The organism is Serratia sp. K1WW1 (assembly GCF_055790865.1).
Map to the genome: position 1 here is coordinate 4,355,234 of NZ_CM147697.1, position 22,097 is coordinate 4,377,330.

The 22,097-nt window shown below is 52.5% G+C and carries 25 protein-coding genes and 1 riboswitch; of the genes, 18 read left to right on the plus strand and 7 right to left on the minus strand.

Translation table 11 applies throughout. The annotated features are described in order from the left end of the window. Window positions 1–7 precede the first annotated feature (7 nt). Window positions 8–676, plus strand: a complete 669-nt coding sequence (lipB, locus tag ACX9GU_RS19745) for a lipoyl(octanoyl) transferase LipB (protein ID WP_473192635.1) — start codon at window positions 8–10, stop codon at window positions 674–676. After that, on the plus strand, window positions 669–1,634 hold the full coding sequence (gene lipA, locus ACX9GU_RS19750; RefSeq protein WP_473192636.1) for a lipoyl synthase: 966 nt from the start codon (window positions 669–671) through the stop codon (window positions 1,632–1,634). Before lipB ends, lipA begins: the two co-directional genes overlap by 8 nt. A 95-nt stretch (window positions 1,635–1,729) precedes the next feature. On the opposite strand, the gene tatA is transcribed toward lipA, so the two are convergent. Then, window positions 1,730–1,936, minus strand: coding sequence for a Sec-independent protein translocase subunit TatA (gene tatA, locus ACX9GU_RS19755; protein WP_173409654.1), 207 nt, complete (start codon window positions 1,934–1,936; stop codon window positions 1,730–1,732). Between the two features lie 219 nt (window positions 1,937–2,155). Here tatA and adrA point away from each other — a divergent pair, with 219 nt between their 5' ends. Both adrA and crcB read left to right on the plus strand, forming a co-directional pair. After that, on the plus strand, window positions 2,156–3,220 hold the full coding sequence (gene adrA, locus ACX9GU_RS19760; RefSeq protein WP_473192637.1) for a diguanylate cyclase AdrA: 1,065 nt from the start codon (window positions 2,156–2,158) through the stop codon (window positions 3,218–3,220). 310 nt (window positions 3,221–3,530) lie between these two features. After that, window positions 3,531–3,594: riboswitch (Fluoride riboswitch) on the plus strand. A 72-nt stretch (window positions 3,595–3,666) separates the two neighbouring features. Continuing rightward, complete coding sequence (crcB, locus tag ACX9GU_RS19765; RefSeq protein WP_473192638.1) at window positions 3,667–4,050, plus strand: fluoride efflux transporter CrcB; 384 nt, start codon at window positions 3,667–3,669, stop codon at window positions 4,048–4,050. Between the two features lie 248 nt (window positions 4,051–4,298). Here crcB and cspE read toward each other — a convergent pair whose 3' ends face one another. After that, a complete protein-coding gene (gene cspE / locus ACX9GU_RS19770) occupies window positions 4,299–4,508 on the minus strand; it encodes a transcription antiterminator/RNA stability regulator CspE (protein ID WP_002210315.1) in 210 nt (69 codons plus the stop codon). 345 nt (window positions 4,509–4,853) lie between these two features. On the opposite strand from cspE, the gene ACX9GU_RS19775 reads away from it, so the two are divergent. Beyond that, a complete protein-coding gene (locus ACX9GU_RS19775) occupies window positions 4,854–5,336 on the plus strand; it encodes a cold-shock protein (RefSeq protein WP_473192639.1) in 483 nt (160 codons plus the stop codon). A gap of 73 nt (window positions 5,337–5,409) precedes the next feature. Next, entirely contained in the window at window positions 5,410–5,571 is a 162-nt protein-coding gene (locus ACX9GU_RS19780; RefSeq protein WP_178380872.1) for a YnfU family zinc-binding protein, read from the plus strand. Between the two features lie 4 nt (window positions 5,572–5,575). On the opposite strand, the gene ACX9GU_RS19785 is transcribed toward ACX9GU_RS19780, so the two are convergent. Further along, a complete protein-coding gene (locus ACX9GU_RS19785) occupies window positions 5,576–7,015 on the minus strand; it encodes a GGDEF domain-containing protein (RefSeq protein ID WP_473192640.1) in 1,440 nt (479 codons plus the stop codon). Window positions 7,016–7,338: 323 nt separating this feature from the next. Here ACX9GU_RS19785 and ACX9GU_RS19790 point away from each other — a divergent pair, with 323 nt between their 5' ends. The 11 genes from ACX9GU_RS19790 to dcuC all read left to right on the plus strand — a co-directional run bounded on the left by ACX9GU_RS19790 (window position 7,339) and on the right by dcuC (window position 17,323). Next, window positions 7,339–7,548 (plus strand): hypothetical protein, encoded by a 210-nt coding sequence (locus ACX9GU_RS19790; RefSeq protein WP_473192641.1) that lies wholly within the window; start codon window positions 7,339–7,341, stop codon window positions 7,546–7,548. Window positions 7,549–8,122: 574 nt separating this feature from the next. Next, window positions 8,123–8,791 (plus strand): DUF3313 domain-containing protein, encoded by a 669-nt coding sequence (locus ACX9GU_RS19795; RefSeq protein ID WP_473192642.1) that lies wholly within the window; start codon window positions 8,123–8,125, stop codon window positions 8,789–8,791. Window positions 8,792–9,023: 232 nt separating this feature from the next. Further along, window positions 9,024–9,725, plus strand: a complete 702-nt coding sequence (locus tag ACX9GU_RS19800) for a Crp/Fnr family transcriptional regulator (protein ID WP_021180018.1) — start codon at window positions 9,024–9,026, stop codon at window positions 9,723–9,725. Between the two features lie 44 nt (window positions 9,726–9,769). Continuing rightward, the gene (locus ACX9GU_RS19805) at window positions 9,770–10,522 is read left to right on the plus strand and encodes a nucleoside phosphorylase (protein ID WP_473192643.1); all 753 of its coding nucleotides are present in this window, start codon (window positions 9,770–9,772) and stop codon (window positions 10,520–10,522) included. Next, window positions 10,522–11,265, plus strand: coding sequence for a nicotinamide riboside transporter PnuC (pnuC, locus tag ACX9GU_RS19810; RefSeq protein ID WP_202809674.1), 744 nt, complete (start codon window positions 10,522–10,524; stop codon window positions 11,263–11,265). The genes ACX9GU_RS19805 and pnuC overlap by 1 nt, the downstream gene beginning before the upstream one ends. A 72-nt stretch (window positions 11,266–11,337) precedes the next feature. Beyond that, window positions 11,338–11,544, plus strand: coding sequence for a hypothetical protein (locus ACX9GU_RS19815; RefSeq protein ID WP_025123912.1), 207 nt, complete (start codon window positions 11,338–11,340; stop codon window positions 11,542–11,544). Window positions 11,545–11,989: 445 nt separating this feature from the next. Then, window positions 11,990–13,036 (plus strand): porin, encoded by a 1,047-nt coding sequence (locus tag ACX9GU_RS19820; RefSeq protein ID WP_473192644.1) that lies wholly within the window; start codon window positions 11,990–11,992, stop codon window positions 13,034–13,036. A gap of 22 nt (window positions 13,037–13,058) precedes the next feature. Beyond that, entirely contained in the window at window positions 13,059–13,964 is a 906-nt protein-coding gene (locus tag ACX9GU_RS19825) for a hypothetical protein (protein WP_473192645.1), read from the plus strand. Between the two features lie 160 nt (window positions 13,965–14,124). Beyond that, the gene (locus ACX9GU_RS19830) at window positions 14,125–14,982 is read left to right on the plus strand and encodes a MurR/RpiR family transcriptional regulator (protein WP_021805347.1); all 858 of its coding nucleotides are present in this window, start codon (window positions 14,125–14,127) and stop codon (window positions 14,980–14,982) included. A 133-nt stretch (window positions 14,983–15,115) separates the two neighbouring features. Beyond that, on the plus strand, window positions 15,116–15,943 hold the full coding sequence (locus tag ACX9GU_RS19835; RefSeq protein ID WP_473192646.1) for an alpha/beta fold hydrolase: 828 nt from the start codon (window positions 15,116–15,118) through the stop codon (window positions 15,941–15,943). A 9-nt stretch (window positions 15,944–15,952) separates the two neighbouring features. Continuing rightward, window positions 15,953–17,323: a C4-dicarboxylate transporter DcuC gene (gene dcuC, locus ACX9GU_RS19840; protein WP_021180026.1), complete on the plus strand. Its 1,371-nt coding sequence runs from the start codon at window positions 15,953–15,955 to the stop codon at window positions 17,321–17,323. Window positions 17,324–17,659: 336 nt separating this feature from the next. On the opposite strand, the gene ACX9GU_RS19845 is transcribed toward dcuC, so the two are convergent. Next, entirely contained in the window at window positions 17,660–18,592 is a 933-nt protein-coding gene (locus tag ACX9GU_RS19845; RefSeq protein ID WP_473192647.1) for a DMT family transporter, read from the minus strand. Window positions 18,593–18,752: 160 nt separating this feature from the next. Here ACX9GU_RS19845 and ACX9GU_RS19850 point away from each other — a divergent pair, with 160 nt between their 5' ends. After that, on the plus strand, window positions 18,753–19,241 hold the full coding sequence (locus ACX9GU_RS19850) for a YbaK/prolyl-tRNA synthetase associated domain-containing protein (RefSeq protein WP_473192648.1): 489 nt from the start codon (window positions 18,753–18,755) through the stop codon (window positions 19,239–19,241). Window positions 19,242–19,419: 178 nt separating this feature from the next. On the opposite strand, the gene ACX9GU_RS19855 is transcribed toward ACX9GU_RS19850, so the two are convergent. From ACX9GU_RS19855 to ACX9GU_RS19865, 3 genes are read right to left on the minus strand one after another with little or no spacing between them, the layout of a single operon-like run. Then, a complete protein-coding gene (locus ACX9GU_RS19855; RefSeq protein ID WP_473192649.1) occupies window positions 19,420–20,001 on the minus strand; it encodes a TPR domain-containing protein in 582 nt (193 codons plus the stop codon). After that, window positions 19,998–20,384 (minus strand): heme lyase NrfEFG subunit NrfF, encoded by a 387-nt coding sequence (locus ACX9GU_RS19860; protein WP_473192650.1) that lies wholly within the window; start codon window positions 20,382–20,384, stop codon window positions 19,998–20,000. The genes ACX9GU_RS19855 and ACX9GU_RS19860 overlap by 4 nt, the downstream gene beginning before the upstream one ends. Next, window positions 20,372–22,096, minus strand: a complete 1,725-nt coding sequence (locus ACX9GU_RS19865) for a heme lyase CcmF/NrfE family subunit (protein ID WP_473192651.1) — start codon at window positions 22,094–22,096, stop codon at window positions 20,372–20,374. The genes ACX9GU_RS19860 and ACX9GU_RS19865 overlap by 13 nt, the downstream gene beginning before the upstream one ends. Window position 22,097: the final 1 nt, after the last annotated feature.

Below are 22,097 nucleotides of genomic sequence, written 5' to 3' on the forward strand. Positions count from 1 at the left end.
CCTGACGATGCCCCGCTTGCAACACAATAAGATCATTCTCCGTCAGCTGGGGTTGCAGCCCTATGAGCCTGTATCCCAAGCCATGCACAGCTTCACCAATCACCGCGACGAATCCACGCTCGATGAATTGTGGCTGGTGCAGCATCAAGCCGTGTTCACCCAAGGCCAGGCCGGTAAGGCAGAACATCTGCTGATGCCAGGCGATATCCCGGTGATCCAGAGCGATCGCGGCGGCCAGGTCACCTATCATGGCCCCGGCCAGCAGGTGATGTACGTGATGGTGGATCTGAAACGCAATAAGGTGGGTGTTCGCCAACTCGTCACGGCCTTGGAAGAGACCGTTATTAATACCCTCGCCCATTTCAAGATCGAATCACGCGCGCGCCCGGATGCGCCCGGCGTGTACGTGGGCGAACACAAGATTTGTTCATTAGGCTTGCGGATCCGCAAAGGTAGCTCATTTCATGGCCTGGCCCTGAATGTCGCTATGGATCTCACCCCTTTCCTACGCATCAACCCCTGTGGTTATGCCGGAATGCAGATGACACAGGTCAGCGCGCTGGCACCAGGTGTCGGGATCGCCGATGTGCATCCCATTCTGGTACAGGAATTTGTTCATTTACTCGGCTACCAGACGGTCGAGCTTCGTAACTGGAACCTGCACGATTATGAGTAAACCGATTCAGATGGAACGCGGCGTCAAATACCGCGATGCAGACAAAATGGCGTTAATCCCGGTAAAAACCGTGGTCACCGAACGCCAGGAATTGTTACGCAAACCCGAGTGGATGAAGATCAAACTCCCTGCCGACTCTACGCGCATTCAAGGTATCAAAGCCGCAATGCGTAAAAACGGCCTGCATTCGGTGTGCGAAGAGGCGTCATGCCCGAACCTGTCTGAGTGCTTTAACCACGGTACCGCCACCTTCATGATCCTGGGGGCCATCTGTACCCGCCGTTGCCCGTTCTGCGACGTGGCTCACGGCCGCCCGGTGGCTCCCGATGCCAACGAGCCGGAAAAGCTGGGGCAAACCATTGCCGACATGGCATTGCGCTATGTGGTGATCACCTCGGTTGACCGTGACGATTTACGTGACGGGGGCGCGCAGCACTTTGCCGACTGTATTACGGCCATCCGTGCCAAGAGCCCGAACATCAAGATCGAAACCCTGGTGCCAGACTTCCGTGGCCGTATGGATCGTGCGCTGGACATCCTTACCGCCACGCCGCCAGACGTGTTTAACCACAACCTGGAAAACGTGCCGCGTGTTTATCGTCAGGTACGCCCAGGGGCTAATTACGAGTGGTCATTGAAGTTGCTGGAGCGCTTTAAGGAAGCTCACCCCTCTATTCCGACCAAATCTGGCCTGATGGTAGGTTTGGGTGAAACCAACGCGGAAATCGTGGAAGTGATGCGCGATCTGCGCCGCCATGGCGTAACCATGCTGACGCTGGGGCAGTATCTGCAACCAAGCCGTCACCATCTGCCAGTGCAGCGCTATGTCAGCCCGGCGGAGTTTGACGAAATGAAAGAAGAAGCGATGGCAATGGGCTTTACCCATGCTGCCTGCGGCCCGTTTGTGCGCTCGTCCTATCATGCGGACTTGCAGGCCAAAGGGCTGGAAGTGAAGTAACCGCGGTAATCTTTTGTTACGCTTCACCTGCGATTAACGCCAAAAAACGGATGTCCTTGCGGCATCCGTTTTTTATGGCTCAACAGCAGAGGCGGTTAAACGTCTTTCTTTTCGACGCTCTGCTGCGCGGTAGGTGTTTCAGCCGTATTCTGTACAGGAGGGGTGTCGTCGCCCACCGCTTTTTTAAAGCCTTTCAGCGCCGCCCCCAGATCCGCGCCCAGAGTACGCAGTTTGCTGGTGCCGAACAGCAACACGATCAACACCGCAATTACCAGCAGCTTGGTAATACTGATACCTTCCATAATCACCTTCTTTATTCATTTATGGCTGCAGAACGCAGCGCGGGAACAAACTTCGTCTGTAGGTATTTAGCGACTTTCTTTCGGCTATAACAACAACCAGTTGTAACAAGGTGAGATCTACCCGAGATGTTCTATGCTTAAATTATAGGGCATATTCTTGGCTATTCGCTTTTTTCCGGCTCCAGGCCGGCTGTATAATTCATCACAGGGAAACATGGGATGCCTACAGCTCCATCGGCTTTTAACACCCGGCGTGCAGGCCTCAACTTCGCCAGGCGCCTCTACCTGCCACGTATTGTCGGCCTGGGGATTGGTTTCTGGTGCGTACTTACGGCGCTCTATCCAGAGCACCAGCCGGTTGGCGTGTGGATCTTGCTGGCAGTGAATGGCTTTATCTGGCCACATATCGCTTATCAGTGGTCTATCCGCAGCGAAGCCCCCTACGCCACCGAGATCCGCAACCTGCTCATCGATGCACTGTTAGGCGGGATGTGGGTCGCCATCATGGGTTTCAATGCGCTCCCCGCGGTGGTGATCCTGTCGATGATGGGGATGAACAATATCGCTTCTGGCGGGCCGTCTCTGTATTTCAAAGGGCTGGTGGCGCAAATTATCGGGGCACTGGTTACCAGTGCGATACTGGGCTTCCCCTTTACGCCACAATCCACACCGCTGCAGGTTTATCTGTGTCTGCCGATGATCTTCATCTACCCAGTATTCCTGGGTTATGTGACCTACCAAACCGCCAAGCGGCTGGCAGAAAAGCAACAGGAACTGTTGCGCATCAGCACGCGTGATGGCTTGACCGGCGTGTTTAACCGCCGCCATTGGGAGCACCTGCTGCACAATGAGTTTGATAGCTGCCGGCGCTATAATCATACGGCTACGCTGATCCTGATGGATATTGACCATTTCAAAGCCATCAACGACACCTTTGGCCATGGGGTGGGGGATGAGGCGCTGATCGTTCTGGCGGAAGAGTTGGTGCTGGGGCTGCGGGCGATGGATATCGTTGGGCGCTACGGCGGTGATGAGTTCGGCGCGGTGTTGCCAAATACCAGTGCCGAACAGGCCAGCCTGGCGCTCCACCGCATTCAGGAGCGCCTGAACGAGGTCACCTTCCGTGAAGCTCCTGGGTTAAAGCTGAATATCAGCGCTGGGGTCGCCGATTACCAGCCCGCGATGCCCGACTACCAGGAGTGGTTGAAGGCCGCCGATATCGCACTGTATCGGGCAAAAAATAATGGCCGCAACCGGCAGGAACTCGCCGTACATCAATGCTAGCCCACTAGTTTATTAAGTTGATAGCTTAATGATTTGATAAATTGGTTGGATAAATGGCTTCGAGAAATAGTGTAACAGGTGGGAGTCATACAGAACGCCGACACGCCGTAAACCCATCCCTGGGGTCTCGTATCGCGCATCCATGCGCTCAACGGTCGGCTAACCTGCACGACTCCCACCTGTCTCTGGCATTAGGTGTCGCGGTATTAGGTGCGGCTATTGAATTGAAGTGAGTAATTCCTGTCTGGCTGAAGCTACTACAAAACTACAGCGACAAGGTGTAAAATCTGCCCCGCGCGATTGCTTCGCGCCAACCAACGGAGATGACATTCCTCCATAACCGCCTTTCACAGGCTGATGATGTCTACGTAACCTCTCAGAGAGGTACGTAGGCGCTTGCCTGAACCTTTCTGAGCCTCTTCCATCTTTAGATAGGGTTTATCACCATGTGGAGTTCTTTACTGGCTGTGTTTATTGGCGGTGGTTTGGGTAGCGTATTGCGCTGGGCAGTGAGCCTTAAGCTCAACCCTCTACATCCGCATATTCCATTGGGCACGTTGACCGTAAACCTGGTGGGGGGGTTCATCATCGGGCTGGCCCTGGCGCTGTTTATCCGCATGACACACATTGATCCGGTCTGGAAACTACTGATCACTACCGGCTTTTGCGGCGGGCTGACCACCTTCTCTACCTTCTCGCTCGAAGTGGTTTATCTGTTGCAGGACGATCGCGTTGTCTGGGCCATCGCCAATATGCTGCTCAACCTGGCGGGTTCGCTGGCGATGACGCTGTTGGCCTTTATGCTGGTCAGAGCGTTCTACGGCCATTAAATCCCGGAGCTTAATGTTTTCTTAATCTGCCATCGGGATAATCCTCGCTCAGTATCTAGGGCTGAGTGAGGAATTGAATGTTTAACCTGCCAAAAACCACTACCGAATGGATTGTCACCCTGGCGTGCGTGCTGATCGTGCTGGCCTTCATCAAGCTTTACCTGTTCTCTTAACCGTTCCGGGCCTGAAAAAAAAAGCATAAAAAACCCGCTCATGGAGCGGGTTTTAACAATTTTGGCTACTGTAGCTTAGATAGCGATAACGTTAGCAGCAGATGGCCCTTTGGCACCGTTCGTGATTTCAAATTCTACACGCTGGCCTTCAGCAAGAGTTTTGAAACCATTGCTAGCGATGGCAGAGAAGTGAACGAAAACGTCTTTGCTACCATCTTCTGGAGTAATGAAACCGAAACCTTTAGATTCATTAAACCACTTAACGCTACCTTTAATCTTAGACATCAAACTTACCTTTAACGTGAATGTAAGACACAAAATGTGTGTCCAATACAGTACAGCAATTAGACGGGATTTTGTCCACAACACAGATCACATAAAATCGATAAAAAGTGAAAAAGTCGGTTATTTGCCATGTAAATTGATGTCCGCGGTTTCCAGAGATGTCCAAGGCAGCCCAATCCGCCAAAAAACCGTTGAGCAGCCGATTAAACACCTCTGTAGCCCATGATTGCCCCTCAACCCACAGTTTTTAGGCTTTCGCCTTGCTGATGAAACACCGCCCCCTGTCACTGTGCGGCATTACGCGTTATCATTAGCGTTGTTACGAACGACCTGATGAGAATGACCATGAACGGCAAGATAACGACTTTTTTTGAAGACAAAGGCTTCGGTTTTATCACCGACGAGAACGGGGAAAATCGTTATTTTCACGTGATTAAAGTGCAAAACCCAGAGCTGATTAAGAAAAACGCGCTGGTAACCTTTGAGCCAACCAACAATACCAAAGGGCCATCGGCCTATGCGGTAAAGATTCAGGCACCAAGCAAGTACATCACCATCGCCAACGAGAGAATCAAAATCTCCAGCATCAAATCCTTCGATACCTTCACCAAAGAAGTGCCGGTCAAGGTGGAGGTCGATAAAGAGAACACCGTGTTGTCCGTTGGGCTGCTGATGAACCGTATCCGTCCGCAAGTCGCCGTTGCGCCACAAACCGCCACTGAAACGCTGCGTATGCTCTCAATCACCACCTTCCAGAACGCGACCCACGTCTTCTCTGAGCATGAAATCGATATCGATGAAACCGTGCAGGCGTTGAAGACCCTATAGCCCCTGAAAACATTCAAAGCTATTTAATGGCACCTGTGTTAGCGTGGGTTTTCACCTGACACAGGTACGCGATATGTCTGAATCCACCAGCGTTAAAGGTTACAATAACCGCACCACTCAAATTGCCTGCCCAAAATGTGCTTATGTTACCGAACAGCAATGTTCAAAACTGCGTAAACTCAGCACCCTGATTTGCCCCAACTGCGGCACGCAATTCACGCCAAAACAGGGCTAAAACGCTATTTGAATATGACATGGTTGAGGCTGTTGCCGCTGACCATGTTAAACGATTCGACGCAGTTGCGGCCCTGGGACTTGGCGCGATAAAGCGCAATGTCTGCCATATTCATCAGCTGTTCCAGTGATTTATCCTCATTCATTGCCAAACTCGCCACGCCAACACTAATCGTGATCCGCAAGGGTGCCTTGCCGTTGGGGTTCAACTCGGCACTTTCTATCCGCTGGCGCAAATGTTCCCCCAAGGCCACTGCCTGCGTCCCCAGTGCCCGTGGCAGCATAATGGCAAACTCTTCCCCCCCCAGCCGGCCAAATAGCTGGTCGTGGCGCAGTTCACGCCGCAAAATATGGGCGAATGCCGCCAGAACGTGGTCACCTATGGCATGACCATGGGTATCATTGATCAGTTTGAAGTGATCGATATCGATTAACAACAACGATACCGCCTCCTTCATACGCTGCTTCTGTTCCAGCATTTCCCTGCCTTTGCGCGTTAAAGCACTACGCGCCAGTGCCCCGGTAAGGAAATCGTGGTTCGCACTGTGCTCCAGCCGGCGCAGTAGTTTTCGGCTAACGGCAATCGAGCTGGACAAAATCAGCGGCCCCATCACCAACATGGCAATCCCCAAACGCGCTGACATCAGGCTGTCCATGACCGCCCCTCGCGCTCCCGGCATTTCATACAGCATCAGATTGGCAGAAATGCTGATAATCTCCGTCACCCCGGTGAGAAACGTCAGCAAGGTGACGGTAAATAAATGATAACGCACGGCGCACCATAGCAGTGCGGGGATCGGGAAGGCTATCGCACCCGGTCCACCGATATACACGCTAAGCGCCAACGAAAGCAACAACGCCAGCAAAGGCAGGCTGGAACGCCATTGCCAGCCAAACTGCAGGCTCAGCAATTGCTTTAAGCGTGGCGCAGCCAGTAAGACCGGCAGGATTAACAGGTTGGTCGAGAACTGTTCGCTAAACCAGGACATCCAGGCAATGAGCAGCGTATTGTTGTATTGACTGTCAGTGCGCAACACCGACAGCGTTGCCGACAACGCGGCCCCAAGCAGACAGGCGGTAAACATATACAAAATCGCCTGGGGCTTGCCCATACGCCGTTGAGACTTGGGCAGCATCGACATCACGGCATAGCCGGTGGCAATCAGCGCCATATTGCAGGCATTTAGCCAAAGCGCCAGTGGCCAGTTTTCGCCGGTGCTGAGATCGGCGGCGATCATGCCAAGATAGGTGCCGCCCCATCCCAACATCGTCGCATAGTCAGGCTTACGCAGCATCAAACCAAGCAAAATAGCATTCACCGGCCAAAACAGGGAGAGTGACCCTAGCGGGCGGGTGAAAATGCCGAACAAGGAGAGCAGGTAGGCCAATAAAAATACATTGACCAGCAGAACCGTCGCTGGCAAACGCTGTCTTTCTGCACTCATGAAATAACCCGCGAGGCAATAATAACAACTCTGATTATAAGCATGCTTTCTTTCCCCCAAAAAGAAAAACGAACCACTCCGCGCCCCATTAAAATGGTCAATTAAATCAATCAAAAACCCTATCGTGTCTTATTAGTTTAATTCGCCTCTGGAAATTTAAACCCTTGTTCGCTGGACTCATCGCTTTAACGAAAAGGTTTGTTAACAGCATAGTCTAAATTGTTAACGCCACCGAAATAGCAAACTATGAGAAATTATAAGGGTATAAGGTTAAGACTCTTCTTACTTGCGGGTTATTTTCCTGCAATGCCAGCAGAAGCGCAATGAAAAAAGCCCGTAAAGAGCTGCTGGCTGGCTGGAGGTCGAAAACTAAATTGACAGTTACGGCACAGGCCCACCGCCCAGCGCAGTTAGCGATCGTAAAGCAGCAAGTTTCAGCAGATCTTGGGCGTAAAAAAGCCCGGCTAGGAACCGGGCATAAAGTGTTGAAATGCAGTGTTAACCCAAACGGGCTAATAACCGGCTTATCATAACCTTCAATTGTGCAGAAAAAGTGGATCACACTGAAACAGCCTCCCCTTTAACCAGCAAGTCACCACGCTGTCTAACAACTGCCAGACGGGATAACGAATTAAACACGCCGAGCGCGCAAAAAAAATCCCGCACAAGGCGGGATAAAGTCAAAGGGATGGTAATACACTACAGGACTAACACAACATCATCGGGTTGGAATAACTTTACCAGCGCGAGTGTATAGAAATGTCATGCTTGAGTAAGGATGACGTGCCAGATGTAACGCCTGATAGAAGGCACTGACAAACCTGCGGTTTTCACTCTGGCAGGAGATTAATTGTAACCAATGGCAACATGGTTTTTTGTGGTGTGTGCAACGCGCCGATCGCCGCTTGCCTAGTAAATTACAGACCTTGCATTACGAACCCTTCGCAATGCCATAGCTTTGAGGTTTATTAATAAGCTATCCTTGTAGTAATAAAAACCAATTTGTAACAACGTTATTTTTCTGTAAGAGCTCTCTCATGTCTTATTTTGCAGGATAGTGCTATATTTTTTAGGCACAAACCACCCCTACTTCATGATGAGAAGTATATGAAAAAAAATCGTTTTGGCGTTGCCGCGGCCGCTTTGGCTGCGGGTATGTTGCTGGCGGGATGTACCTCCAAGGTTGCAGAAACTACGCAGTATTCCGGGTTCCTGCAGGACTATAGCAAACTGCAAAAAACTGAAACCGCTAGCGGGCATCAGGTATTGCGCTGGGTAGCTCCCGGTTTTAAAGAGTCTGACTATCGTGGCATTTATATTACCCCATTGGTCTTCTACCCACCGGCAAAACCCACTGCTCGGGTGAGTCAGCAAACGCTGGATCAGATCAGAGAATACGCCAGCACCACACTAAGAAATGCCGTTGCACAACGTACAACGCTGTTGCCTACCCCATCAGGCTCACGCGTGCTGGTTGCCAAAGTTGCCATTACTGCGGTAACGGCTGAAAACGAAGGGGTGCAATTCTATGAAGTTGTTCCTATTGGAGCCGTCATTGCCACCACCATGGCCGCCAGCGGACACAGAACGCAAGATACCGCGTTATTCATGGAAATCAAACTGATCGATCAAGATACCGGTAAAACGGTCCTGGCCGTAGTCCGTAAAGGCTTGGGTAAAACGGTCAATAATGAAAATGCCCCAATCACCTTGGCCGACGTGAAGAAAGCCATTGATGATATGGTGACGGATGTTGTGAACTTTCCGAAACTATAATTAGTACTGCCAAAGATGGGGAAATAATTTTCCCCATCTTTTCCCTGCTCCCTCTTTCTCCATTTAATATGTGAGCGCCATCACATCCCTACCCTGCCGATAAACAAGCTGGGACAAATGTCCCGACCAATATTCTAATATCAGAGCCAGCTTCCAGTTTTACCCCCTTTTTGATGTTGCCGTCGGACCGGCGTCCTGTCCTTACCTGCAGAGGAACTTTATAGTTAACGCTATGCAGAACGACAAAAAAAACAGTGAATGGTTGAGCGTTGTCGAGTTGGTTACCGGTGATGCCATACTTTACGACCTGCTGAAATATTGCCCGTTGGCTATTTTACGCCGTTGGCAGTTGCAGCAAGTCAGGCCAGGTACGCTGATATGTCAACAGCATGAAATTTGTCATGAATTTCACCTGATAGCGCAGGGTAATGTGGACGTATTTATTCACGCCGACGATGGGCGTAAATATTTACAGGCACGCTACCACGCCGGAGATATGCTGGGTGAGCTCGAGATCTTTGAGCAACGGCCGTATATCTGCTCGGTAGAAGCGACCAGTGAAGTGACGTTACTGACGCTTTCACGCAGCGATTTTTGCCACTGGCTGACGGTCGACAATTACTTCAACCAGAAAATCATTCAGTCGTTCAGCAGCCAGTACTATCAGCTGTCGAAAAAAGCGGGCGAAGACAGTCTCTATTCATTGCACCAGCGCGTCTGCCATGCGCTGTGGCAAAGCTACCAACACCAGGGAGCCAAAAATGAAGGAGAAATTACCATTAATAAACAACAGCTCAGCGAACAGTTTGCCGTCGCCCCACGCAGTATCAACCGCATCCTGTTTGAACTGCGCGAGCAGCAAATTATTACGGTCAATGGCGAACGGATTGCGGTAATCGACCCAGTCCGGTTACACCAGCAGGCCGAGTTTTAATTTTTGGCCTTAGCGCCAACCAGTATAAAACGCAGGTAAGTTCCATGACTCAATTACAACCGCATATCCGGCTTAGCCGGCAGATGACACACGCCCATTACGCGCTATTACCGGGCGATCCGCAACGCGTCGAACACGTTGCCCGCTTTCTGGAACAGGTGGAGGATTTTGGCCAAAATCGTGAATACCGGGCGCTGCGTGGTTGGTTTCGTGGTGTGGAAGTGTTGGTGATTTCCACCGGCATGGGAGGTCCTTCTACCGCCATCGCCGCCGAAGAACTACATCAGATCGGCGTAGACTGCCTGGTGCGCATTGGCAGCTGCGGCGCGATGCAAACTGCAATGAAGCTGGGCGATCTGGTGATCGCCAGCGCCGCAGTGCGCGATGAAGGCACCGGCAACGCCTATATTCCTGCTGCCTATCCGGCCAGTGCCGACTGCGGCCTGGTTTATCTGCTGCGCCAACAGGCACAAAAACTGGGATACAGTACGCACTGTGGCTATGTGCGTAGCCATGACAGTTTCTACACCGATCGCGAACAGGAGATCACCGATTTTTGGTCGGCCAAAGGTATTCTCGCCGCCGATATGGAAACCGCCCCGCTGATGGTCGTTGGCGCACTGCGTAATATGCGCATTGCCTCTATCCTGAACGTGGTGGTGGAACACCAGGGGTGCCTGGAACAGAGCATCAACGACTATCAACAGCAGGAGCATTCCTGCCAACGTGGCGAGGAACGCGAAATCGTGCTCGCGCTCGAAACGCTGTATCAGGATCATCTTGAGAGGACGCAATAATGGATTTTTTCAGCATCAATAACGTCATGGTCAACATTCCTCTGGGCGAAGGTGGTTATGCCCTGTCATGGATCGAAGCCATAGGTACGGTGTTTGGCCTGCTGTGCATCTGGTTTGCCAGCAAAGAGAAGATTATCAACTACCTGTTTGGTTTGATTAACGTCACGCTGTTTGCCGCTATCTTCTTCCAGATTCAGCTGTACGCCAGCCTGCTGTTACAGGTGTTTTTCTTCGTCGCCAACCTGTACGGCTGGTATGCCTGGAGCCGTCAAAACGAAAATAACGAAGCCGCGCTGAAAATCCGCTGGTTGCCACGGCAAAAGGCTCTCACGCTGCTGGTGGTTTGCGTGGTGGCCATCGGCCTGATGTCGCTGTTTATCGATCCGGTATTCGCCGTGCTGACGCGCATTGCCATCGGCATTATGCAGGGAATGGGGCTTTCGGTGGTGATGCCTGAACTGCAGCCAGACGCCTTCCCACTGTGGGATTCCACCATGCTGGTGCTGTCGATCGCCGCCATGGTGCTGATGACGCGCAAATACGTCGAGAACTGGCTGCTGTGGGTGCTGATTGACGTGATCAGCGTAGTGATTTACGCCATTCAGGGAGTTTATGCCATGTCGTTAGAGTATATTTTACTGACGGTGATTGCGCTGATGGGGTCGTTTGCCTGGATCAACAGTGCGCGCCAAAATGGCTCAAAGCCGTTGCAACAAGAGACAGCACTCAAGGCAATGCCTTGAAAATGGCGGGTATCCCCCCCATGTAACCTGTGTTGTCTGCCATTTCGGTAGGTCTAGCGAAAGGAAATGAACATGTTAGAGAATTATTTTGGCTCTGGGATCGCTCCAACGGAAGAGCAAAAACGCAGATTACTGGCGGTGCAGGCAGCACTGGAACTGTTGAAAGCCACGCTGTCTGACACCAACGACGGCAACGGTGTCGAATACCAGCTGAAAACGGCAGAAAAGCACGTCAGCACCTTGGCAGATGCCATCCAGGCAGCCGTAGAGAAGAAGTAACGTCCTTGCCTTGCCGAAACCCCTGCACAATCCACGTTGTGCGGGGGTTTTTATTGTCTGCTCTCCTCAAAAAAACTGCTTACCTCCCCCCGATGTCTTTATCCGTAATATATATTTGTGCCAGCACTCACATATTTAACCAGGGAATTTTTGATTCCCATTCACAACGGTTCCCCTCTTCCTATAGTGTAAAAATCAACCACCAAGAGGGCGATAACTAAAAAATAAAACCTGGACTTGCTTATCAGCATTAAATCATGTGCGGCGTAGGTTGCTCATTGGTTCGCTATTTTCTGTTTACTGTTAAATAAATTAATCACCTCAAGCACAAGTCTTTAGCGTGTTTAATGCATCCAGTTCAACTCATTATTTTTAAGTGAGTCGCTTTAGTTCGCCTCATGTTTATAAAAAAGAAAAATGACTTACCTTACACAGGATCATAATAATGAAAACAATACCTCTGGCATTACTCCTTCCTGCCCTGCTAGCCACCAGCGCCGCCGAGGCGGTGACGGTCTATAACAGTAAAGGAACACAACTCGATATTTATGGCCGTATCGAGGCACAAACCGGCAATGAATGGACAGATGAACACACCAATGCCACCAACCTGACCGGCCGTCTTGGCTTTGAAGCCAAACAAAAGCTCGATGAGCAATTCGGCCTGTTTGGCAAGCTGGAATGGCAGGTTAATACTCAAAAGAACGATACCGAAGTCGCCGAAGATAACTGGGATATTCGTTATGGCTATATCGGGATTGACGGTAAGGATCTGGGGAAACTGATGGTTGGCCGTACGCGCAACCCGATGTACCAGTGGATGGGCATCACCGATCGTTACATGAACTACACGGCTAACGTTTACTCCAACTGGGTCGGCACGCGTATCGACTCCTCCTATCAATGGAACCGTCAGGACGGCACATTACAATATGAATATACCTATGGCGGGCTGGACGTTCGCACCGCCTACGTGATGGGTAACGGTGCAAGCGACAGCACCGTTGACGATGGTTATATGGCCAGCCTCGGCTACGCTTTTGAATTCCCGGTGATGGGTACGCCACTAAAAATCAAACCGGTGATTGCCTGGCAGAAAATGACCAAAGACCCCAAAAATACCAGCCTAAGCGGCAACTACACCGACTACACCCAAAAAGGGATTGGCATACGCCTCAGCTACGACAAGGCTTATCTTGGTATCAACGTTGGTCGACAAACCTACGAGCAAACCGGCAAGTCAGACAAAGATTATGATGCCTTCGACTCGCTGGCCGAATACTGGTTTACCAGCAAAGTCGCGCTACGTGGTGGCTACTCGCAGTTGATCGAGTCTGAAAATGATTACGCTCACCGCAAACAGTGGATCTCTGAACTGGAATATCGCCTGAAAAAAGATGTACATCTTTCTGCCACCTACATTTATGACGATCGGGAAAGCTACGATTCGGCAGAAAACCTGTGGGTACTTGGGTTACGTTACGAATTTTAATCACTGCGCAAGGATGGAAAACATGAACAATTTTCTCAGTTTATTCGCCGTGTTAGCGTTGAGCGCCAGCGTCAGCCACGCAGCCGCGCTGCCAAAAGAGAGCGGTAGTTTCGATTTCACCGTGCCACAAACCGGCAAGAAGATGGAGGTCTTCAGCTACCAGCCTCCCGGTGCCAATGCCAACACCCCAGTGGTGTTTGTCCTGACCGGGCTGAACCGTAACGCCGATGAGTACCGCGACTCATGGGTAGAAAATGCCAAGAAAAACAAACTTATCGTCATCGCTCCGCTGTTCTCCGAAGCCGATTATCCCGGTAACGACGGCTATAACCTGGGGAATATCGAGAATGCCAAAACCCACCAGGTCAACCCTAAAGGGGAATGGGCCTTCACGGTCATTGACGATCTGTTTGCCGATATGCAAAAACAGGGGATCACCAAACAACAAGACTATTATTTATTTGGTAACAGCGCTGGCTGCCAGTTTGTTCACCGGATGCTGACCTTTGTCCCTGAGGCGAATGTCAAAGCCGCCATTTGTGCGGCAGCCGGATGGTGGACCATGCCAGATGTGGAAAACCCCTGGCCCTATGGCCTGGACAATGCGCCGGTGAAAGTGACGCAAAAACAGCTGGCCGACTACTTTGCCAAACCCGTGCTGATCACCGTCGGTGAAAAAGATAACGATCCGTATCACCCTTTGCTACGCCGCTCTTATGAAGCCTTGGCACAGGGGGATAGCCGGTTAACCCGTGCACAAAGCTATTTCCTGACGGCGCAGCAGAAAGCCAAACGCTATAAGGTCGACTTCAACTGGCGCTTTACGACCTTGCCCGACGTTGGGCATAGCGGCTCGAAGATGTCTGCCTATGGCGCAGAGCAATTTGCCTGGTTTGAACAGCATGGCGAGTTCAAGGTACAACCGTAACTTGAGGAGAACGCGCTACTGCCAAAGCAAGCGGTAGCGCGGGTCAGAAGGGAATGAGAGATGACACACACTTCTGACAAGGGAATTTTTGATTCCCCTTTTTTCTCCCTTGGGTTTTGTTATTAATGAAGGAAGAAATGGCGTAGAGGGGAAAACTGACATGAACAGAGCGGAATTCACTCAACGTATTGCCAGCATTGATAATCTGACCGAAACGGATCGGCGTATCATCGACTATTTTGACAAACACTTTGAGTCCATCCCCTACAGCAAAGTGATCGATGTTTGCCATGAGATCAACATCGCCAAGTCAACCTTGGGGCGATTTATGATGAAGCTCGGCTTCACCGGCTTTCGTGACTTCAAAGAGTCCACCATCGAGCCAGAGCAGCGCAGAAACATCTCCCCCATAGAACGCTTCGACAACAGCAAAAACAGAAAAAACGGCATCGAATTCATAGAAAAACACTGCGGCGAGATCACCGATAATATCAACAATACGTTGAAAAACATCAATCGCCAGCATTTGGAGAAAACCATCGCGCTGATTTGCGATCCGGAAAAAAGGCTGTATGTGATTGGCAGCGCAACGGCACATGCCTTGGCCGAGTATTTTTATCTGCTTGGCCGCTATATCAAAAAAGACATCGTGCTGCTGGATGCCAATATTGCCAATTTACCGCATAAGTTAATCGACTCGAGAAAAGGCGATGTGCTACTGGCGATTTCTTATTATCGTTTTTCCAGCGTGACGACAAGGTTGATAAAATGGTTTTATCAACATCGTGGCGATACCATCGTCATCACCGATAATGCCGTCAATCCGTTCAGCCACTTCGCCACGGCGATGTTGCTGATGGAGAGCCAGCATAGCGGGCTGTTCAGCAGCCGCAGCGCGGGCTTCGTATTAATCGAAGCGCTGGTCAATTATATGGGCGAAGTGAAAAGCAACGAATTAAACGAGAACTTCAACGTCATGGAGTCGTTATTCGAGGCATTTAACGTTTTCAATAAATAACACCAACACCAGGCAGTATTAATATTCAACAACCATCTTTATAGCCCTGTTGCTTTAGGGCTAAGCATTGACTTACCAGAATGCCATGTAGCAATCCATCTCTGGCGTTTATTTAATGAAAAGAGGCTTTATCATGAGCAGTGAAAACAGCGCAATCCCTGTTTGCCCTGAGCAGCAAATTCTACGTACCTCACAGGGGAATTTATCTTTCCGCGCCTGCGGTGAGGGCGAAACCCTGATCTTTTTACACGGTATTCTGGGCAGCTCAAAAGCCTGGCCATTCCAGTTTGCCGCCTTTTCTCCCCGCTACCGCGTCATGGCCTGGGATGCACCGGGTTATGCCGACTCCGCGCTGGTTCCAGCCGAGATCGACGCTTTTGTGCTGATGCTGCATGAGTGGGTGCAACACTGCGGGGCAGAGAAAGTCTCCCTCGTCGGGCATTCAATGGGCGGCACCGTTGCCAGCCGCTACGCCGCCCGCTATCCAGAGCGGATAAAAAATCTGGTGTTGTCCTGCACCCATCCCGGCTATGGCGCGCCAGAGTCGGCCCCAAATTCGGAAAAGCTGGAAAAGCGGCTACAAGAGCTCGCCGAAATCGGCCGCGAAGCCTACGGCAGAAACCGCGCTCGAGATCTGCTGCCCTTCCCGGATGTGCCCACAGCGGTGCTGGACTATGCGGCAGACATTGCGGCAGGCACCAATCTGGAAGGCCTGAGGCGTGCCACTCGCATGTTGCAACTCGCCGACAACCGCCCGCTACTGCCCCAGCTCAAGATGCCAACGCTGATCCTCACCGGTGAAAAAGACGCCGTGGTGCAACCACAGCTCAAAGCCGATCTGCTGGCGCTGGTGCCCTACACCCAACATATCGAGATGCCCGGTATGGGCCATGCGCCTTATTTCCAGGCTCCGGATTATTACAACACGCTATTGCATGAGTTTTTTGCCAAACACTCATAAGGGGAAATGATGACTGGATTTATCATCGGGATGATCGTTACCGTATTGGCGGCCTGGTTTATTATCAAAAACTACCAGCCGCAAACCGTGTTACTGCTGGCGGGGCTGAGCCTGCTGCTGATCACGGCGGTGTTCTTTCCCGAGCAATCGATATTGTACGGCAAGGCCAAATCCATCGGCTGGGTTGGCGGGGATATTTTCGCGTTCGTGAAAGAGTCTTTGACCACCCAGGTGGCGGGCATCGGTTTGATCATTATGGCGGCGGGCGGTTTTGCCGACTATATGGATCACATCAAAGCGTCGAACTCGATGGTAAATCTGTGCATCAAACCCTTGCAGATGATCAAGGCTCCTTACCTGATCCTGGCGATCGGCTACATATTATCCCAGTTGCTGCACGTGGCGATTTCCAGTGCGGCCGGTCTGGCGATGCTGCTGTTGGTCACCTTCTTCCCGGTGTTGGTGCGGCTTGGTGTCAGTAAAGCCGCCGCCGCCTCGATGATCGGCATGTCGGCGTTTATGGATCTCGGCCCGGCGGTGGGCACCGCCAACCTGGCAGCCAAACATGCCGGTATGGAAACCGCAGTCTACTTTGCCCACTACCAACTGCCGGTCGCCACCGGCGTGATGCTGGCGGTAGCGGTACTGATCTTCTTCACCGCACGCTACTTTGACGCCAAAGACGGGCACATCGTCACCCAACAGCAGGTGGAACAGCCAACCAGCGAAGATACAGCCAAGGTACCGGCATTCTACGCTTTCCTGCCGGTGTTCCCGGTGATATTGGTGATCGTCTTCAGCCCGCTGGTGATCAGCAGCATCAAGATTGACGTGGTGACAGCGATGATTATCGGCACCCTGTTGGCATTTTTCTGCGAGTTGCTGGTACGGAGAGATTTCAAAACCGCCTGCAAAGGCATCCAGGTGTTCTTCAAAGGCATGGGCACCATGTTTACCAGCATCGTTTCCCTGCTGGTGTGTGCCGACGTTTTCGCCCAGGGCTTACAGATCATCGGGGCCGTTGACTTCATTATTCACACCGTTCAGGCCGCGGGCTTCGGTTTTGGCAATATGACGATCGTGATGGCCCTGCTGGTCTGCGTGACCGCGGCGCTGACCGGCTCCGGCGTGGCGGCGTTCTTCTCCTTCTCTGGGCTGGCTCCAGGCATTGCCGCCAAGTTTGGCGAAAGCGCCGTCAGCATGATCCTGCCAATGCAACTGATGGCCGGTATGGGAAGATCGATTTCCCCGGTGGCCGGGGTGATCATTGCCGTCAGCAAGGCGGGTGAATGCTCGCCGTTTATGATTGTCCGCCGTACGCTGATCCCCGCGGCGGGCGGGATGATTACCATGCTGGTGCTCAACGGCATCCTGAATTAACGCCCTGGTAAAACTCGGGGCAGGGAAATCTCTGCCCTATTATCACCCCCTCGTCAGCAGTCCATTATTTAAGCAAACACCTGGTCTTTTCTGAAATGTTTCACCACCTCTATATCGCCTGGTTTTCCCCCTGTACACTGCCTGAAAATCGCCCTTAAACCGGGCAGGGACGCCGTTTTATTAACAAGGAGTGTTGATATCATGTTCTCAAAGATCATGTTTATTCTGTTTGCCGCCACCGTGGTATTGGTGCTGATTAACTGGGAACGCCTGTGGGACTATATCCGCCCAATGGTGTGACTTAGCAAAATCAGCATCTGGGCGCAGCAGGCGCCCCTACGATGCCTCTTTGCGCACCACGTTGACCCGCCAGATACCAAAGCACACCAGCACCAGCGCCACGGCATAACGCCATTCCATGATGCTTTCCTGTAAGAAAATGGCCGACAGCACCGCGCCGGAAACCGGGATCAGGAAGTTGAACGGCGCAATCATGCCCACGCGGTTATATTTCAGCAGCAGGCTCCAGAGCGCAAAAGCGACCGAGGACAGCAGCGCCAGGTAGCTCAGGATCGCCACCGATGCCCAACCGTGGAACTCTAACCGCCCCCCCGCCAGATATCCCCCTACCGTCAGCATCACGCCGCCGATGGCCAGTTGCCAGCCGGTCATGATAGTCGGATCGACGGTCTGAGAAATCCGCTTGCCATACAGCGTAGCGGCCGAAAGGATAAACGCGGCGATCACCACAAAACCGTCCCCCAGCCAGCTAAAGCTGAAGTCCATCAGTTGACTGTTGAAGTTCACCACCATCACCCCGGCAAAGCCCACCACGCAGCCGACGATTTTATTCATGCTAAGGCGATCGTTTTTATAAATATAATGCGCCAGCAACACGCTAAAGAAGGTGCCGGTCGCGTTCATGATCGATCCTTTTACCCCGGTGGTGTAGGCCAGACCGATATAGAAGAAGACGTATTGCAGCGCCGTTTGCGTGCTCCCTAACACCACCAACTGTGCATACTGGCGCCGTGACAAACGGCCGATGGGTTTACCCTGCAAGATGGCAAACAGCAACAGCAAGGCCCCTGCAATCACAAAGCGGTAACCGGCAAAGACGATCTTGCCGGGGAGATCGTCGGTGGCGATCTGGAAAATTTCATAACCGTTTTTAATTGCCGGGTAGGCACTGCCCCACAGCAAACAGCAGAAAGCCGCACATAGCCAGACGAACTTCGGCTGGGTAAACAACGACAGATTAGTCTTCACGCCCCTTTCCTTTCAAAAAATTAAAATCCCGTTTCATAATTGCGTATTATCCGTCAAAACAAAAAAATAGCCCGCTGTTTAATCAATAATTTGGCTGATCTCTTCGCCGTCACAACGCGTTATGATAGGGCAGGATAATCAACACTCAGGAGAACATGGCGTGTCTACCGCAACCTTTAGCCGTTTAACATCCCTTCTTGACCAACACCAAGCCCGCTATCGCGTGGTTGAGCATCCCACGGCAGGGAAATCCGAAGAAGTCGCCAAGATACGCGGCACCCAGTTAGGGCAAGGGGCAAAAGCGTTGGTATGCCACGTCAAGGGCAACGGCATCAAGCAGCACGTGCTGGCCATCCTGCCCGCCGACCAACAGGCCGATCTCGGCGCGTTGGCACAGGGTGTTGGCGGTACTCGCGCTTCACTGGCCAGCCCGGTGGAAGTCGACCAACTGACCGACTGCGTCTTTGGCGCGATCCCGCCGTTCAGCTTCCACCCGGATTTGCTGCTGGTGGCCGATCCGCTGCTGTTTGAGCGCTTTGATAAGTTGGCCTTTAATGCTGGCACGCTGGAGCGTTCGCTGATCCTCAACACAGGGGATTATCAGCGCATTGCTCAGCCCAGGCTGGTGAATTTCGTCCGCATGGAGTGATCTCCGGCCCCCTCACCCCAACCCTCTCCCCCAGGAGAGGGAGCTGGTACGGTGTTGTTCTTATGTACAGAGCTTACCTTTAATATATTGATATATATAAATAAAGTAGCCAATAGGTGGCACGTACGGTCCCCTCTCCCTGTGGGAGAGGGTTAGGGTGAGGGGCAATCGATCAATTTTATTGATTATTTAACAATAACTTAGCCATATTGATAGCCTCAATCAGCTGTGGCCGGTTAACCCGTGGCGACTGGCTGTCCAACAGCCGTTGCCACAAGCTTATCGCCTTGGCATATTCCGTATGCAAAAAGGCATCGGCAGCCAGCAGCATCAGCGCCGAGACCTCATCCTTATCCAACGCCAAAGCCTTTGCTATATTGCTCCCCACCTGTGGGGTAATACGCTGCCCCGCCTGGTAATAAAGCACCGTCGCTAACGCCGAGTACAGTTCGGCATTCGCCCCCCGCAGAGCCAATGCCCGCTGATAGGCCGCCTGCGCATCGGCAAAATTATCGTTAAACAGATAATATTCTCCCAGTTGCGCCCACAACACACTGTCTTGCGGTGACTGGTCGATCTGTTGCTGTAACTGCTGAAACTCGCTTTCGGCCTGCTGCTGAGACGTGAGCGGTTGGACAGGCAAGCTGCGCTTATGCTGTTCGGCCAACACGGTGGCCGGGCGGCCGCTGGCCACATACCAACCCGCGGTAAGGCCAAGCACCAGCACGATAAACAGCAGAGGGTAAGAGCGCAATGTCATCCCGCTTTCCTCCGCCGCCATAACACCAGCCCGATCGCCCCTAACATCAGCGGTGGCAGCCCCCAAAGTAACAACGTAGAGGCCTCAAAAGCCGGTTGATAGCGGACAAAATTACCGTAGCGTGCCGTCATAAAATTCATGATTTCCGCCTGCGTTTTGCCTTGTTCGGTCATGGCAAACACCTCATGGCGCATGGCGACCGCCGCAGGGGCATTGGACTCCAGCAGGCTCTGATTCTGGCACTGCGGGCAACGGATCTGGCCTGCCACTGCCAGCGCCCGCTCCTGCATTTCCGGCGAGGTGAATGCCCAGGTATCGACGATCTGGGCCGCCAGGGGCAACGTGATGCTCCCCCACAACAGCAGAGCGGTTAACCAGCGCATGCTTGCCTCCTTTGCCAACCGGTGGCCAAGACGCCAATCATCATCAGCGCCCCTCCCCACCAGATCCAACGGATGCCGGTCTGTACATAAAAACGCATGGCATAACGCTGCTCGCCGCTTTTTTCGCCCATCACCACGTACCAGTCATGGAAAGCGTTCCAGTCAATGCCGGGTTCAAACATCTGTTGGCGGCGGGCGGTGTAAAACCGCCTTTCAGGCGTTAACTGCGCCACGGGCTTGCCTTGCTGGGTAACCTCAATCACCGCCTGTTCACTGGTGAAATTAGCCTGAGCCTGTAGATCTACCGAGCGCAGCGTAAATTGGTATCCCGCCAGGCTGACCGTCTCGCCCACGGTGACGTTCAGGCTGATTTCATGGCGTTGCAGCGCCGAACTGGCGATGCCTAACGCCGTCAGCAGCACTCCAGCGTGAGCGATCCACTGGGCATAGCGCCGCCGCCTAAATCCGCCGTAACACATCAACACCAAACCCAGTAGCCCAAACGGCAGCAGAACCAGATTGAAATAAGGCGCGCCGACCGAGATCTGCCCCCATCCCATCATCCGATAGAACATCGGGTACAAAGTGCCCACCAGCACGATCAGGGCTGCGGAACTGAGAAGCAACAGCGCACCGAGCAACGCAGGTTTCACCGGGGACGTAATGGCTTTCCCCCGGTTGGCGCGTAACGCATAGATCAAAAACGACGTCCCGCTAAGAAAAGCAAACAGGATAAACAGCGGCAACGCGCGCTGCTCATCCAGCGCAAAGGCGTGTACTGAAACCAGGATGCCAGAACGCACAATCAGGGTGCCCAACAGGCTGAGAACAAAAGTGCCCAACGTCAGCAATAGCGACCAATGCCGCAATCCTCCGGTGCGCTGGCCGACCGCCAAACTGTGTAATAAAGCGGTCGCGGTCAGCCAAGGGAGCAGTGAAGCATTCTCCACCGGATCCCAGAACCACCAGCCGCCCCAGCCCAACTCGCTGTAAGCCCACCAGGACCCCAAAATGATCCCGGCAGTGAGGAAACACCAGGCCGGTTTGGCCCAGCGCAGGCACTGCCCGGCAATCTCGGCGCTAAACTCCCCTTGCAGCAAAGCTGCCAGCATCAGAGCACTGCAGGTGGCAAACCCGGCATAGCCCAAATAGAGCAGCGGAGGGTGCAGGATCAGGCCGATATGTTGCAGCATCGGGTTCAGATCGCGCCCTTGAACCGCGGCGGGAAAGAGCCGAACGAAAGGATCGGAGAAGAACAGGATAAAAAGCAGAAAACAGCCGACGATCAACGCCAGAATGGCCAGCGTGAGCGGCTGTAGTGAGCGCACCGATTTAGGGCTAAACAAGGCAAAGCAGGCAGACCAACCGGCCAGGCACAGCAGCCAGAGCAGCAGCGAGCCTTCATGCCCGCCCCACAGCGCCCCGGCCTTCATCAGCGGTGGCAACTGGCTGTGACCATGTTGGGCTACGTACATTACCGAGAAGTCATTACTCAAAAACAGCTGTAGCAGAATGGCGAAAGACAGTGCGATTAACACAAAAATGCTCAGGCTCCAGCTACGCACTGGCAACAGCCCACCCCAACGGCGATCCACCAACGTCAACAGCGTAATGCCAGCCAGCAGCAGCGACGCCGTGCAGGCCAGCAATAACGCAATAAATCCCAGCTCGGGTAACCACAACACATCTACCGCCTTATTCTGCAACAACATA

Coding starts and splice junctions, on each gene's coding strand:
- tatA (WP_173409654.1), bottom strand. CDS start 1,936: ATGGAAGGTATCAGTATTACCAAGCTGCTGGTAATTGCGGTGTTGATC.
- adrA (WP_473192637.1), top strand. CDS start 2,156: ATGCCTACAGCTCCATCGGCTTTTAACACCCGGCGTGCAGGCCTCAAC.
- ACX9GU_RS19800 (WP_021180018.1), top strand. CDS start 9,024: ATGCAGAACGACAAAAAAAACAGTGAATGGTTGAGCGTTGTCGAGTTG.
- crcB (WP_473192638.1), top strand. CDS start 3,667: ATGTGGAGTTCTTTACTGGCTGTGTTTATTGGCGGTGGTTTGGGTAGC.
- lipA (WP_473192636.1), top strand. CDS start 669: ATGAGTAAACCGATTCAGATGGAACGCGGCGTCAAATACCGCGATGCA.
- ACX9GU_RS19775 (WP_473192639.1), top strand. CDS start 4,854: ATGAACGGCAAGATAACGACTTTTTTTGAAGACAAAGGCTTCGGTTTT.
- dcuC (WP_021180026.1), top strand. CDS start 15,953: ATGACTGGATTTATCATCGGGATGATCGTTACCGTATTGGCGGCCTGG.
- ACX9GU_RS19795 (WP_473192642.1), top strand. CDS start 8,123: ATGAAAAAAAATCGTTTTGGCGTTGCCGCGGCCGCTTTGGCTGCGGGT.
- ACX9GU_RS19820 (WP_473192644.1), top strand. CDS start 11,990: ATGAAAACAATACCTCTGGCATTACTCCTTCCTGCCCTGCTAGCCACC.
- ACX9GU_RS19790 (WP_473192641.1), top strand. CDS start 7,339: ATGAAAAAAGCCCGTAAAGAGCTGCTGGCTGGCTGGAGGTCGAAAACT.
- ACX9GU_RS19865 (WP_473192651.1), bottom strand. CDS start 22,096: ATGTTGTTGCAGAATAAGGCGGTAGATGTGTTGTGGTTACCCGAGCTG.
- ACX9GU_RS19825 (WP_473192645.1), top strand. CDS start 13,059: ATGAACAATTTTCTCAGTTTATTCGCCGTGTTAGCGTTGAGCGCCAGC.
- ACX9GU_RS19805 (WP_473192643.1), top strand. CDS start 9,770: ATGACTCAATTACAACCGCATATCCGGCTTAGCCGGCAGATGACACAC.
- ACX9GU_RS19835 (WP_473192646.1), top strand. CDS start 15,116: ATGAGCAGTGAAAACAGCGCAATCCCTGTTTGCCCTGAGCAGCAAATT.
- ACX9GU_RS19860 (WP_473192650.1), bottom strand. CDS start 20,384: ATGCGCTGGTTAACCGCTCTGCTGTTGTGGGGGAGCATCACGTTGCCC.
- pnuC (WP_202809674.1), top strand. CDS start 10,522: ATGGATTTTTTCAGCATCAATAACGTCATGGTCAACATTCCTCTGGGC.
- cspE (WP_002210315.1), bottom strand. CDS start 4,508: ATGTCTAAGATTAAAGGTAGCGTTAAGTGGTTTAATGAATCTAAAGGT.
- ACX9GU_RS19815 (WP_025123912.1), top strand. CDS start 11,338: ATGTTAGAGAATTATTTTGGCTCTGGGATCGCTCCAACGGAAGAGCAA.
- lipB (WP_473192635.1), top strand. CDS start 8: ATGCCCCGCTTGCAACACAATAAGATCATTCTCCGTCAGCTGGGGTTG.
- ACX9GU_RS19780 (WP_178380872.1), top strand. CDS start 5,410: ATGTCTGAATCCACCAGCGTTAAAGGTTACAATAACCGCACCACTCAA.
- ACX9GU_RS19855 (WP_473192649.1), bottom strand. CDS start 20,001: ATGACATTGCGCTCTTACCCTCTGCTGTTTATCGTGCTGGTGCTTGGC.
- ACX9GU_RS19830 (WP_021805347.1), top strand. CDS start 14,125: ATGAACAGAGCGGAATTCACTCAACGTATTGCCAGCATTGATAATCTG.
- ACX9GU_RS19785 (WP_473192640.1), bottom strand. CDS start 7,015: ATGAGTGCAGAAAGACAGCGTTTGCCAGCGACGGTTCTGCTGGTCAAT.